The sequence below is a fragment of the Microbulbifer elongatus genome, assembly GCF_020524885.1.
Taxonomy (GTDB): domain Bacteria; phylum Pseudomonadota; class Gammaproteobacteria; order Pseudomonadales; family Cellvibrionaceae; genus Microbulbifer; species Microbulbifer elongatus_A.
Genome location: NZ_JAIVKJ010000001.1, coordinates 1,367,795 through 1,380,582, shown reverse-complemented (window position 1 = coordinate 1,380,582; position 12,788 = coordinate 1,367,795). Strand labels below are relative to the sequence as shown.

General features: G+C 55.1%; 11 protein-coding genes. 7 read left to right on the top strand and 4 right to left on the bottom strand.

Annotated elements, in window-relative coordinates; all coding sequences use genetic code 11:
* Positions 1-182 precede the first annotated feature (182 nt).
* Positions 183-1,832, top strand: a complete 1,650-nt coding sequence (locus LC059_RS05840) for a PAS domain-containing sensor histidine kinase (RefSeq protein ID WP_226702871.1) — start codon at positions 183-185, stop codon at positions 1,830-1,832.
* A gap of 12 nt (positions 1,833-1,844) precedes the next feature.
* Here LC059_RS05840 and LC059_RS05835 read toward each other — a convergent pair whose 3' ends face one another.
* Complete coding sequence (locus LC059_RS05835; RefSeq protein ID WP_226702870.1) at positions 1,845-2,156, bottom strand: hypothetical protein; 312 nt, start codon at positions 2,154-2,156, stop codon at positions 1,845-1,847.
* A 181-nt stretch (positions 2,157-2,337) separates the two neighbouring features.
* Between LC059_RS05835 and LC059_RS05830 the strand changes: the two genes are divergently transcribed.
* Positions 2,338-2,715 carry a YchJ family protein gene (locus LC059_RS05830; RefSeq protein ID WP_226702869.1) on the top strand — a complete coding sequence of 126 codons (378 nt, stop codon included), beginning with the start codon at positions 2,338-2,340 and terminating at the stop codon, positions 2,713-2,715.
* A 34-nt stretch (positions 2,716-2,749) separates the two neighbouring features.
* On the opposite strand, the gene LC059_RS05825 is transcribed toward LC059_RS05830, so the two are convergent.
* Entirely contained in the window at positions 2,750-4,156 is a 1,407-nt protein-coding gene (locus LC059_RS05825) for a M14 metallopeptidase family protein (RefSeq protein WP_226702868.1), read from the bottom strand.
* 50 nt (positions 4,157-4,206) lie between these two features.
* Here LC059_RS05825 and LC059_RS05820 point away from each other — a divergent pair, with 50 nt between their 5' ends.
* The 3 genes from LC059_RS05820 (at position 4,207) to LC059_RS05810 (ending at position 7,378) form a co-directional block, all read left to right on the top strand.
* Positions 4,207-5,079, top strand: coding sequence for a pseudouridine synthase (locus LC059_RS05820; RefSeq protein WP_226702867.1), 873 nt, complete (start codon positions 4,207-4,209; stop codon positions 5,077-5,079).
* Between the two features lie 238 nt (positions 5,080-5,317).
* Positions 5,318-6,700, top strand: a complete 1,383-nt coding sequence (gene ppnN, locus LC059_RS05815) for a nucleotide 5'-monophosphate nucleosidase PpnN (RefSeq protein WP_264189208.1) — start codon at positions 5,318-5,320, stop codon at positions 6,698-6,700.
* A 27-nt stretch (positions 6,701-6,727) separates the two neighbouring features.
* On the top strand, positions 6,728-7,378 hold the full coding sequence (locus tag LC059_RS05810) for an SOS response-associated peptidase family protein (protein WP_226702866.1): 651 nt from the start codon (positions 6,728-6,730) through the stop codon (positions 7,376-7,378).
* Positions 7,379-7,650: 272 nt separating this feature from the next.
* Here LC059_RS05810 and LC059_RS05805 read toward each other — a convergent pair whose 3' ends face one another.
* The gene (locus LC059_RS05805; protein WP_226702865.1) at positions 7,651-8,859 is read right to left on the bottom strand and encodes an RtcB family protein; all 1,209 of its coding nucleotides are present in this window, start codon (positions 8,857-8,859) and stop codon (positions 7,651-7,653) included.
* 408 nt (positions 8,860-9,267) lie between these two features.
* Between LC059_RS05805 and LC059_RS05800 the strand changes: the two genes are divergently transcribed.
* On the top strand, positions 9,268-11,121 hold the full coding sequence (locus tag LC059_RS05800; RefSeq protein ID WP_226702864.1) for a M14 family metallopeptidase: 1,854 nt from the start codon (positions 9,268-9,270) through the stop codon (positions 11,119-11,121).
* Between the two features lie 163 nt (positions 11,122-11,284).
* On the opposite strand, the gene LC059_RS05795 is transcribed toward LC059_RS05800, so the two are convergent.
* On the bottom strand, positions 11,285-11,530 hold the full coding sequence (locus tag LC059_RS05795) for a DUF6482 family protein (protein WP_226702863.1): 246 nt from the start codon (positions 11,528-11,530) through the stop codon (positions 11,285-11,287).
* Positions 11,531-11,949: 419 nt separating this feature from the next.
* Between LC059_RS05795 and LC059_RS05790 the strand changes: the two genes are divergently transcribed.
* Positions 11,950-12,750: a class I SAM-dependent methyltransferase gene (locus LC059_RS05790; RefSeq protein ID WP_226702862.1), complete on the top strand. Its 801-nt coding sequence runs from the start codon at positions 11,950-11,952 to the stop codon at positions 12,748-12,750.
* Positions 12,751-12,788: the final 38 nt, after the last annotated feature.

Below are 12,788 nucleotides of genomic sequence, written 5' to 3'. Positions count from 1 at the left end.
GTGGAATCCGCCAGCACCGGGCTACTGCACATGACAATTGTGTATGCGCGAGCGAATACATAGGCGGTCGACTGAAAATCAAGAGCAGTCTCGATAGAGGTGCGACCTCGCTAGACAATTCACATGAGCCGTGGTGCAATCAAATCTCACCAGAAATCCAGGATGGACGGATGGAAAAACGGATGAGTGCAGACGGAACAGACCCTGCAATACTCACTGAAAAGGCCACTTCGCCGGGCTCACAGGAAGTTTACGAAGCGCTTCGTAAAAGTGAAGAGCGCTACCGGGAACTCGTAGAGCACGCCAACTCCATCATCCTTCGATGGGACAAAAGTGGACGCGTTACCTTTTTTAACGAGTATGCACAGAACTTCTTTGGCTTTTCAGAAGAAGAAATCATTGGGCGGCACGTGGTGGGCACCATCGTGCCGGAAAGCGAGAGCACCGGCCGTGACCTCCGCCCACTGATGGACCATATCTGCAATTACCCCGAAGAACACCGCTATAACATCAACGAAAACATCAAGAAAGATGGCTCCCGGGTATGGATCGCGTGGACCAACAAGATCCTCACGGATGACGACGGTGAAGCAATCGGTGTACTCAGTATCGGCAGCGATATAACCAAGCAACGCCTGCTGGAAGAAGAACTGCGCCAGGCCCAGAAAATGCAGGCCATCGGCGAACTGGCGGGTGGTATCGCGCACGATTTTAATAACATGGTGCACGGCATCGCGGGCTTTGCAGAAGTCATCCATCAGATGACCTGCGATGCAAAGATCGCTCAGTACGCGGACCAGATTCTCACCACCGCACACCATGCGGCGGAGCTCACCAAACAGCTACTCACCTTTGCCCGCAAGGGCTCCTATGAGCTACATGACTGTAATACCCACGACATAGTGCGTGACGTCTGTGCCATGCTGGAGCGCACCATCGACCGCCGCATAGTCATCCGGCAACAGCTGGACGCCGAACGCCCCCACATCAACGGTGATTCGGCACAACTGAAAAGTGCCCTGCTCAATCTTGGCATCAATGCCAAGGACGCCATGCCGGCAGGCGGCCTACTGGAGTTCACCACACGCAACGTCACAATAGAAGACTCCATCGCGATCTCGGACTTCCAGTTGGGGCCGGGGCAATACCTGCGAATTAATGTCAGCGACAACGGTATGGGAATGAGTGAGGGAGTACGCCAGCGAATTTTCGAGCCGTTTTTCACTACCAAAGACAGTGGCCGCGGGGCCGGGCTTGGACTGGCTGCGGTGTACGGCACCACTCATATGCACAAGGGCGCCATCCAGTGCCGCTCCGAACCAGGAAAAGGCAGCTGCTTTGATCTTTACCTGCCGATCATCAAAGACTGCGGTAAACACCTGCAACCCTGCAGGAAAGCGGAGATCCCAGAGCGCTCAATCCGCATGATGGTGGTGGACGATGAGGCCATCGTGCGCAGTTACTCAAAGACCCTGTTTGAAATGCACGGCCACCAGGTTGAAACCTTTGCGACTGCCGCAGAGGCCATCGACTTTTATCGGCACAACCATTCACACATTGACCTGGTATTGCTGGATATGATCATGCCCCATATGGATGGGCAGCAACTGTTCGCCGAATTAAAACTGATCAATCCCGCCATTAAGGCGATTCTGGCCTCCGGGTACAGTGTGGAAAGCAAGGTGCAGGAAATTGTGGCGGACGGAATTCTCGCCTGCCTGAAGAAGCCGTTCACCTACGACCAGTTAAAGGGAAAAATTTCCGAGATGCTGCGGGAGGGACATCTTCCGCCGGAACCAATCCAGGAATGGCAAACGGACTCGAGCGCATAAAAACGTTGGCGCTCAGTAGTGCAGAATCTTGATGATACGCTCGCCGTTGTCGCACTCCCCCACCACTTCAGGCTCGGAGAGCTTGGAGCCCAGCTGGATGATCTTGTTATTGGGGTAGGAGATAAAACAAGCAAAATTGAAATTGACGGCCCAGTTACAGCGGATCAGCCCGTCATCCTCTTCGTAAAAGCGCTCCTGGCAAAACGCCAGTGTCGGGCTCTGCCCACCGCCCAACTGGGGCTGCCCCGGATCCTCCGTCTGAGCCACGGCTACCATGGCGGCCAAACCGAACAGACTAGCCAGATACACACTACAGCGATTCATTTCTACACCTGCCTATCCGCGTACCGAGGGCTCTTTACCCAACACTCCTTTGAGCCTAGCAGCTTCGGCGCCCATTTCCTCCCCGAACGCCAGTAAAGCCTGACCTGCGAGTCCCGGCTCCCGCTGTTATCATACGCAACCCACATAGCCAGCCCATGAAGTACGGAGCCTACATACCCAGATGTCCCAAACCTGCTACTGCTGCTCCGGAAAACCCCTGCCACAGTGCTGTGAGATCTACCTCACCGGAAAGGCCTATCCCAACACCGCCGAGGCGCTGATGCGCAGCCGCTACAGTGCCTTCGTGACCGGGAACCTCCCGTACCTGCGCAAAACCTGGCACCCGGACACCTGCCCGGACCTGGGCCCAAAAGACCTGCAAACCGAGTGGAGCCGGCTCGAGGTCATCAAGAGCAAACAGGGACTCAAGAAGTCCATCGTCGAGTTCAAAGCCTGGTTCGTCGACGATGGGGAGGAGCGTGCGCTGCACGAGATCTCCCTGTTCAAGCTGCACAAAAAGCGCTGGGTGTACGTGGCACCGCTCGAGGCTTGGCCCTGACGGCCCCTTTGGTCAGGGCCGTAGTCAACAACCGTTACCGGCTACCGACCAATGCACCGGCGGCACTTGGCAGTTCCACATAGGTTCCCTGCAAAACGGCTGCAACCACCTGATCCCCCACCTTCAGAATAAACGTTGAGCCTCGCCGGCGTAGCGGTGTATCAGACTGGACATGCGCGGGATTCAATACAACTGGCAAACTGGTGGTTACCTTCAGGTTCGACTCGTCACCGGTAAAATAGCCAAATCCCTGACTGATCAACGAGCGATATAGCGCATCATCCAGCACTAGTACTTCCCCCTCAGGCAACTCATAAGCCTTTGGCTTGCTATACACCCAATCCTCCAACCCCACGTTCATTGCCCCGCTCAGGTTGGAAAGATCGCCGACATCCACCATTCCGGCCCGGTCGCCGTGCTGATTGATGGCCAAGTCCGTGAGGTACTCGCTCCCTTCTGATTGGACGCGCACACCGCTCAACTTGAGGTCGACAATCGCATCATCGCGATTAAAGGGAATGCGGTCATAATCCGTTGGATCCGCCTTCAGGTAACTTCCAGTCCCTATCGCCTCAATTGCGCTCAGCAACATGCGAAAATTGAGTTCCCGCGCGATTTGGCGATTGTCGTCCTGCGGATGCGCTCCCGACTCAATCAGTACCGTGCTGATACCCATTTCAGAAAAGGTGTCACCAAACGCTCGCACCGCATAAGTATCATCGTATTTCGCCAGATGTCCGGGAGTAAAACTCTCAACCACTGGCGCCAGCGCAGCGATCAGCTGCATCGCCCGGCGACGGCTTTCATTGACTTCCCGCGCCGTATTGTAGGGCGGAGCAAGTACTGAAATCGTCGCCATCTTGCCACTGTCACCAACCCCATAAAAGCGATTTTGGTCGTGCAGATTGAAGCCGAAGTGGGGTTTGTAGGCACGCGCCAGCGACATCAATGCACGCCCCTCAGGGGACTGGAGCGATATTGCATCTCTATTGATGTCGAATCCCTGAGCGTTACGCCGCCTGTTGCGCTCAGCGCCATCCGGATTCAGCATTGGCACCATCACAAGCTGAACACGCGATAACCACTCGTCACGCCAGTCCGCCTGCTCCGGTGCGCTGATAAAATTCAGCAGATCGAACAGGGCCGCGGTGGCAGTGGGTTCGTCACCATGCATTTGCGACCAAAGTAAAATGCGCGTTTCACCCTCCCCCAATGAGAGTTTGTAAATAGGACGTCCCTCGAAGGATTTCCCCAACTGCTGCACTTTCAGCAGTGGCGACCCATTTAGTCTCTCAATCAGCGGCAAAATATCGGCTTGCGTGATCGCCGGCTTGTCCAGCAACGGCTGACGATACTTCTCGTACTCTGCAGCGCGGCCGTGTGACGCCCAAATCACGCTTGCGAGTAACGCGGCCGTGCTAAACATTCTGGTGATATACATTTTCTCTTTCCGTGTCGTCCAGGCATCGGTAGAGAATAATAAATTCCAGATTGAGCAACAATGACGAATTTCATATTTACCCAATTCTCACTGTTCATGATTCCGTCACAGCGGACGTATACTCCCCGGCCTATTTCCGCACCTACTTCCTCACCGACCAGAGCGAAATCGAATCTCACGCCATGACCCCCGATGTAATCTTCGAAGACAGCCACCTGGTGGCGGCATTTAAACCGGAGGGCTGGCTGGTACACCGCTCTGATATCGACCGGCACGAGGACAGGATCCTGCTGCAATATCTGCGCGACCTGACCGGTACACGGTTGTACCCGGTACACCGTCTCGACAAACCTACCTCCGGTGTCATCGTTTTCGGGAAAAGCAGCGAGGCAGCGGCGGGATTGCAGGCGCAACTGGATAGCGATGCATCCATAAAGCAGTACCTCGCCATCTGCCGCGGCTACTGCCCGGAACAGGGTGTGATCGACCATCCGCTGCCGCCAGTGGCGGACTTCAAGCACCAGCGAAAGCGCCCCAAAAGTGAGCTGCCCCGCCAGGATGCAATCACCGCCTTCCGCCGTCTCGGCACCGTTGAGCTGCCCTATCAGGTTGATCGCTACCCCGCCAGCCGTTACTCCCTGGTGGAAGTGCAACTAAAAACCGGGCGCCGCCACCAGATACGGCGCCACTTCAAACACATTTCCCACCCACTGATCGGTTGTCCCAAGTACGGTAAATCCACCCACAATCGGTTTTTCGCCGAGCATTTCGGGTGTGGTCGATTGATGCTGCATGCACATCGATTGCAACTGGCACACCCGGTCAGCGGCGACTGGATGGAATTTGCAGCAGCACCCCGAGGGTGTATGGGCGACGTTATCCAACAGCTTGGGTGGTCGCTCTCATTGGAATCCGGTCATTAATTCCGCACCCTGAATCCAGTAGCGCGGATCTCGTGAATAAACTGACGCGCCCAGTAACCGTGCTAATAGCGGCAACAATCAAGCGTAGCTTTTTGCGCCAATATTCTTCCGTATCGCGTGCAAACTCCCGCCAGTGGCGTAATGTGAAAGCAAGAGCAATCAATAATCTGGATTTACCTATAACAGCTGTACGGCACAGATTGCACATTAGACGCTGGCAGCATTGCTTGAGGGTTGTATGCCTACTGATCTCATCGATGCCATTGACGCACTTGTCTCCCCAACCGGACAGTTCGATATTCTGTCCAAATACGAAATCAACAAGCTTACCCGCCACAGCCACGGCCCCCACTACCAGACCTTCCGCAACTGTGCCCTCGCGGTACTCAATTGCGGGAATTACATGGACGACGGTAAAGAGCTGCTGGAGAAGTACGCGGATTTTGACATCTCCGTCGTCCCCACCGAGCGCAGCGTAAAACTTGAAGTCAAGAATGCGCCTGCAAGCGCCTTTGTGGACGGCAAGATGATTCGCGGTATCGCCGAGCACCTGTTTGCAGTGCTGCGCGACATCATCTATGTGAATAGCGAAATCACCGGCGACCCCCGCTACAACCTGGTCTCCGCCCAGGGGGTAACCGATGCGGTATTCCATATCCTGCGCAACGCAGGCACTTTTGATGGCTCCCGTATACCGCGTCTCGTCGTATGCTGGGGCGGGCACTCGATTTCAGCGGAAGAGTACGACTACACCAAACAGGTTGGGTACGAGCTGGCCCTGCGCCACCTCGATATCTGCACCGGCTGTGGCCCCGGCGCCATGAAAGGGCCGATGAAAGGTGCCACCATCGGCCACGCCAAACAGCGCGACCGCAACGGGCAATACCTGGGAATTACCGAGCCGGGAATTATCGCCGCGGAAGCGCCCAATCCAATTGTCAACGAACTGGTAATCATGCCGGACATCGAAAAGCGCCTGGAAGCGTTTGTGCGTACCGGGCACGGTATCATCGTGTTCCCTGGCGGAGCCGGTACCGCGGAGGAGATTCTGTACCTGTTGGGCATCCTGCTGCACGAGGACAACAAGGATCAGCCATTCCCGGTGATCTTTACCGGGCCCGCCAGCGCTGCCGACTATTTTATCCGCATCGACCAATTCATTTGTTCGACACTGGGTGAAGCCGCGAGATCGCGCTACCAGATCGTCGTTGACGATCCTGCAGAAGTCGCCCGGCAAATGGCCGACGGCATTCAGAAAGTCCGCCAATACCGCAAGGAAACAGGGGATGCCTACTACTACAACTGGCAATTGAAAGTCTCTACTGAGTTCCAGCGCCCCTTTGTGCCAACCCATGAGAATATGCGCGACCTCGCCCTGCATACCAATCAGGAACCCTACCTGCTCGCCGCCAATCTGCGCCGCGCATTCTCCGGGATCGTATCCGGTAACGTGAAGGACGAGGGAATTCGCAATGTCGAGAAAAATGGCCCCTACGAACTCAAGGGGGATCCGGCGTTGATGCGCAGCATGGATACTCTGCTGGCATCCTTTGTGAAACAACAGCGGATGAAATTACCAGGAAAAGCCTACAAGCCCTGTTATCAGATCATCAGCGACTAATCTCAGGACGCCACCACCCGACACAACATGTGCAGCCTATTTGACGTAGACGACCACGCCGGCATCGAGCGGTTTATCAACGAGCACGGGATCGACCATCCGCAGCGGATGATATTCGGCCGTCGGCGCCGACCCACCACCCAGGTCAGTATTGTCACCGCCAGAACCGGCACCCCGGCTATCGAAAACGCCATCTGGCACCTCTACCTGCAGCGGGACGGTGATAACTGGAAGCCACACAAGAAATACTGGTCCATCAACAGCAACTGGAAAAAGCTGGGGCAGCGCCCCGAATACCGAAAGTCGCGCTGCCTGATCCCCGCCAGTGCCTGGGTAGAAAGTCAGCACGGCAAGCACCCGGTGGAATTTAGCTTTGGAGAGCACGCTCCCTTTTTCTTCTGCGGGCTCTACAAGACCTGGGGTGACATCCTGAGCTGCAGCATCATCACTCTCGATGCTCATCCGCACACAAAGCAATATCATGAAAAAAGCTTCCCGATGATCACACCGGACGATTCCGGGTTTATCGAGCAGTGGCTGGGCCCCAATGAGGACACCATGGCGTTTGAGCCATACTTGCATGCCAGTACAGAGGTTGGAGGGAATCAGTTGATGGTGCAGCCAGTGCAGCGTGCGACTTCCACCGAGTACACCGCACCGGCACAGGTCGTCCGTTGAACGGGCAACGCGGTAGAAGGCTCAGCCGCGGGAGCTGTCCCACTCCCGCGCTGCCTTTCTGGTTTGTTGTTTGCTGTCAAAACGATCAGCGGACTTTGCCCGGATATGGGCACCGCCTTTACGTAGCAGCGGATTTTGCGCCACCGGATTTCCCGGAGTGCGCATCTCTTTAGCGGAAATCTGAATAGATATTTTCCGCTGGGGTTTTCTCTTCAATAACGTCTCCTTATCAATAACGTCTCCTTATCAATACCGTTTCCTTTACTCACCATTTACCCCTTAACGCAGATCACCTGCTTCAGGGTATGTACGACATCCACCAGATCACGCTGGTTCTCCATCACCTGGTCAATGTCTTTATAGGCCGCCGGGATCTCATCGATCACGCCCTTGTCCTTGCGGCACTGCACCCCGCGGGTCTGGGCTTCCAGATCATCCCGGGTAAAGCGTTTGCGCGCAGCGGTCCGGCTCATGCGCCGCCCCGCCCCGTGCGCACAGGAACAGAAGGACTCCGTATTCCCGAGGCCGCGCACAATATAAGAACGCGCCCCCATGGAACCGGGAATAATACCCAGCTGGTCTTTTTGCGCACTGATTGCGCCCTTGCGGGTGACAAAGACATCGCGGCCAAAGTGTTGCTCCCGCACCACATAATTGTGGTGACAGTTGATCGCCTCACTTTCCAGCGTAAACGGTGGCAGGTGCTGTTGCAGAGCCGCCACAACCATCTTCATCATTTCCTGCCGGTTTACCCGCGCATACTCCTGCGCCCAATGTACCGCTTCGATATAGTCATCAAAGTGGGCATTACCTTCACTGAAATACGCCAGGTCGCGATCCGGAAGGTTGTGTATATGCCCTTCCATATCCCGTTTCGCCAACTGGATAAAATGCTGACCAATAGCATTGCCGATACCCCGGCTACCGGAGTGCAGCATCACCCATACCTGGTTACTTTCATCGAGACAGATCTCGATAAAGTGGTTGCCACTACCCAGCGTACCCACCTGGGTCACCCAGGTTTCCTGTGGGTTACGCAGCTTTTTCAGCAGTAGTGGATGTTTGGCAAACAGCATCTCCGCACCAGACGCCAGCTTCTGAGCCGCGGCCTCCCGCGCGCTGACTCTCTTGTGGCGACCAAACCCCACCGGCACGCGTCGTTCGATGGCATCCCGCAGCGGCTTCAGGTTATCCGGCAACTGGTTAGCGTGCAGCGAGGTCCGCACTGCATTCATTCCACAGCCAATATCCACGCCCACCGCCGCCGGAATAATTGCCCCCACGGTTGGGATCACAGAACCGACCGTTGCGCCGATACCCATGTGCACATCCGGCATCGCAGCCACATGGGAGTAAATGATCGGCAGCTGGGCAATATTTTTTAGTTGTTGCAATGCCGCGTTTTCCACGTCTTCCGTGTAAACCTTCACCGGCACGGTGCCGGGCGGTGCATTGCGATTAAGTACCATTTTTACAGGCATGACTTTTCCCTGGATTACTCCACGTAAATAGTAGTGTGCCTTTCAAAACGTCGGGGAAGCTGAAACGAAAAAACCCCGGCAAAAATAGCCAGGGCTTCAGAGAGATCTGGCTTGAAAGGCGGTAATACCTTTCAAGCGCGAGCACATGAAAGGCGGTTCATTTAGAACTCAAAAGTATTCTCCGTAATGGCATTTCATGGCTCCTGTTTTGTGTGTAAAAAGTTGTTGCAAAGAATATGGTCTGCGATTCCCATGTCAACTGTTTTTTTGAAAATTTATAGCCCTCGATCCCGCCAGGCTGATGACAGTCACCGATCACGACGAATTTTCCACGACCTTGTCGCCCCTATATACTCGGCCGTCAAAGTTCATCCCGACTCCGCTTGTCAACTACCGGAACCCACAGCCATGCTTCTGATTCAACTTCCAGCCACTTTTCACCGATCCCCGTCCTGGAAGCGCACCCTGCGAGGGCTGGGCATGACCCTGCTAGCCGCTATGGGTACCAATACCCTGGCAGCCTCCGAGCCGACCGCGCCACTGCCCGGGCTACTCCCCTGGCAAGGCGCCTCGGAGCAACTGATTCAGGAACAGGGAGACTGGGTTACCCCCGCAGAGGCCACCGGTTTCAAAACGACACCAGACTACGAGGCAACCAGAGCCTTTGCCACGCGGCTGGCGCAAGCAAGCGGAGACATTCAGGTTTCCGTTATTGGCAGTGCCAGTAGTGGCCGCCCGATTCAACTGATTACCCTCAGTAAAGACGGTAGCGACCCCCGCAGCAATGACAAACCCACTCTCCTCGCCCAGGCCGGTATCCACTCCGGCGAGATCGATGGCAAGGACGCCAGCTTCATGCTCCTGCGGGACTACATTCAGGGAGACAAGCAACTCCGGGCACTGATCGATCAGGTCAACCTTCTGGTCATCCCGATCCTCAATGTCGATGGCCACGAGCGGGCCGGCCCCTTCACGCGCATGAACCAGCGCGGCCCGGACAATGCCGGTTGGCGCACCAATGGCAACAACCTGAATCTCAACCGCGATTACACCAAACTCGATACTCCGGAGTTACGCGCGGTCGTGGAAGTAATCAACGATTACCAGCCGGCGCTTTATCTGGATATCCACGTCACCGATGGCGAGGACTACCAATACGACATCACCTACGGCTACAACGGCGCATTCGCTAGCGACTCTCCCGCCATCGCCCAGTGGCTGGAACGGCACTTCCAGCAGGACGTGGATGCTGCCCTGAGTGAAGCCGGGCATATTCCCGGGCCCCTGATTTTCGGCGTCAACAGTAGCGAATTCTCCGACGGCATCAGCCACTGGACCGCGAGCCCCCGCTTCTCCAACGGGCTCGGCGACCTGCGCCATACCCCCACGGTCCTGGTGGAAAACCATTCACTGAAGCCTTACCGCCAGCGAGTACTGGGCACCTATGTACTGATTAAGGCTGCCCTCTCAACCCTGGCTGAAAATAGTGCGGCGCTCACCAAAGCCATTGCCAGCGACCAGAAGCGGCGCCCCGGGACTCAGGTTCTGGCCTGGCGCGCCAACGAAAAGCCGGACCTCTCCGTCTACGCAGAGCAGCCTTTCAAAGGTATCGCCTATGAGAAACGGCAGAACCCCATTTCAGGTAATGAAGAGGTGGTGTGGCTCGGCACAGCCAAAGACTATGTAAAGCTGCCCGTATTCCGGGATGACGTAAAAGCGGTCGAAGTAAAAGTGCCCAAGGCGTTTTACATACCCCGTCATGAGGTACTGGTGATTTCCCGTCTGAAGGCCCACGGCATCGAAGTAAGCAACCCGGTTAAGCAATCCAGCCAGGTTACCCAGCTCACTGCCGAAACCCATGAATTCGCAAGCGTGCCCTTCGAAGGCCGCTTCCGCGTGCAGGCGGAGTTCTCCGAGAAGCAGCGAGAGACAGGGCTTGGGAACTACGTAAAAGTCAGCACCGACCAGCCTCTGGGAAGACTGGCCACTGCCCTCCTCGACCCGCGAGGCCCGGACTCATTTTTCCAGTGGGGATTTTTCAATCAGATGTTCCAGCGCACTGAATATGCGGAACCCTATGCACTCGTGCCATTAGCAGAAAAAATGCTGGCACAGGATCCGAAACTCGCGAAGGAATTTGAGCAGAAGCTGCAGGACAAGACGTTTGCAGAGAACCGTGCCGCGCGGTTGGCGTTCTTCTACGAGCGCAGCCCCTACTATGACCGGAACTACCTGAAGTACCCTGTATTGCTTGAGTATTGAATATCACCCAATTTCAGGGACAACGCATTTGGAGCGGAAATGTCCTGCAGCAGTTCCTCCCGCCATCACCAGGGCGCAAGAAACAGGGGGCAATAAAAAACAGGCGCGCCTGAACGAGCGGCTAACGAACTAAAAAAATAACCGCAGATAAAAGAACTGGGACTTACCAGTTCAGCCTGATTCGCAACGGCGCAGTATCATCGTCCAGCCCGCACATCTCCTCGTAAGGTGTCTGCTGTTCCAACCATACTTCTTCAAGTTTGTGACTGCCGAAGTGATCCCGGATTTCCTCCAGACAGTGGAACCTGTGAGGATGATTCGAGCGGTCTGTCAGGAGGTGGGAACCAGTTTCATCTATCGTTCTTACGATATAAAACTGTCCTTCTAAAGAGAGGATCTGCAGGTTCATATTACCTCCTAAGGCACCCAAACAAAGAATACGGAGCGCCATACTCCAGCTTAGGGTGCCGAGGTGGTAACCGGAAATTTACCGACGTAGCCAGTGCTTCCTGTACTACCCGCGCACTACGCCCGCACGATCAGGGTGCGAGTAAACTCTTCAAACTTATGTAACCTTCCCAGCCTAGAACTTGACCGTAAGTTCCCAACCCAAATCGCCCTTTTCCGAGTACCCGGAAGACAATGTTACACAATGTTACAGGCGCAAAAGGCGCTCCCAAAACCGCCCGAATTACTTACAAATGACGCCCTTACCATCTGCTTGATTTATGTCAAAAACACAATCTATATCAAAGAATTTTGATATTAAAAGGTGGATTTCTGGGGTAAGGTTTCTGAAGATTAAGTAACAATAAAGCGAGAGCCACCATGAGCAAAGCATATAACGAGATGTCTTATGTCGAAGTTGCTGCGATTTACAACGACATAAACAATATTCCACTAGATGCGGCAGCCGCACTTGGGAACGCGACTGCGGAGCTTGTGGGTGAAGGAGCCAAGATCATGGACTTCGGTGGAGGCGCAGGACGCATATCCGTTCCCATCGCAGCCCATACCGACATGATTGCCATGGATATTGAGCACCATATGCTCAAAGCCTCCAAGAAGCTGGCCGAAGATCGCCACATAGCCGCCCGTCAGACCGTTGGCACCGTCCTCCAGACACCTTTCGCCAGCAACACTTTTGATGCAGTAATTACAACCAACGTCCTGCATCAGGTTGAATTCTGGCGTGATGCACTGAAGGAAGCAGCCCGGGTCTTGAAGCCAGAAGGCTTGTTCATCATCGGCCGTGATGTGCTGGATGAAGAATCCAATGCGAGCGCACTGCGCAGCCAGTCCCGCATGTTCACCGTTGATATTGCCCCTGAAATGCGCCCCACGGATGCGGCCGGGCCTACCCTGTTCCAGGAAATCCAGAAACTCAATGGGCAAATGTCTCGTCCAGTCGTTGGCTGTCGCTGGATCGAAAAGGTTTCGATCGCTGAGATTATGGACCGCATGGAAAATGGTATTCACAACGAAACCTGGAGCCTGAAGAGAGAACAGATTGACGCGCTTATGGCCAAGGTACGCCCATGGGCGGAAGAGCACTTCGACGATATTCATGCCGTTGAAGACGTGAAGTGGGAGTTCCACCTTTACCCCATTTCTGGACTCGGCAAGTAGTTTGTAAAAGGGGCCAATATTGGCCCCTGTCGCGTGCG

Coding starts and splice junctions, on each gene's coding strand:
- LC059_RS05810 (WP_226702866.1), top strand. CDS start 6,728: ATGTGCAGCCTATTTGACGTAGACGACCACGCCGGCATCGAGCGGTTT.
- LC059_RS05800 (WP_226702864.1), top strand. CDS start 9,268: ATGCTTCTGATTCAACTTCCAGCCACTTTTCACCGATCCCCGTCCTGG.
- ppnN (WP_264189208.1), top strand. CDS start 5,318: ATGCCTACTGATCTCATCGATGCCATTGACGCACTTGTCTCCCCAACC.
- LC059_RS05830 (WP_226702869.1), top strand. CDS start 2,338: ATGTCCCAAACCTGCTACTGCTGCTCCGGAAAACCCCTGCCACAGTGC.
- LC059_RS05835 (WP_226702870.1), bottom strand. CDS start 2,156: ATGAATCGCTGTAGTGTGTATCTGGCTAGTCTGTTCGGTTTGGCCGCC.
- LC059_RS05795 (WP_226702863.1), bottom strand. CDS start 11,530: ATGAACCTGCAGATCCTCTCTTTAGAAGGACAGTTTTATATCGTAAGA.
- LC059_RS05805 (WP_226702865.1), bottom strand. CDS start 8,859: ATGCCTGTAAAAATGGTACTTAATCGCAATGCACCGCCCGGCACCGTG.
- LC059_RS05825 (WP_226702868.1), bottom strand. CDS start 4,156: ATGTATATCACCAGAATGTTTAGCACGGCCGCGTTACTCGCAAGCGTG.
- LC059_RS05840 (WP_226702871.1), top strand. CDS start 183: ATGAGTGCAGACGGAACAGACCCTGCAATACTCACTGAAAAGGCCACT.
- LC059_RS05790 (WP_226702862.1), top strand. CDS start 11,950: ATGAGCAAAGCATATAACGAGATGTCTTATGTCGAAGTTGCTGCGATT.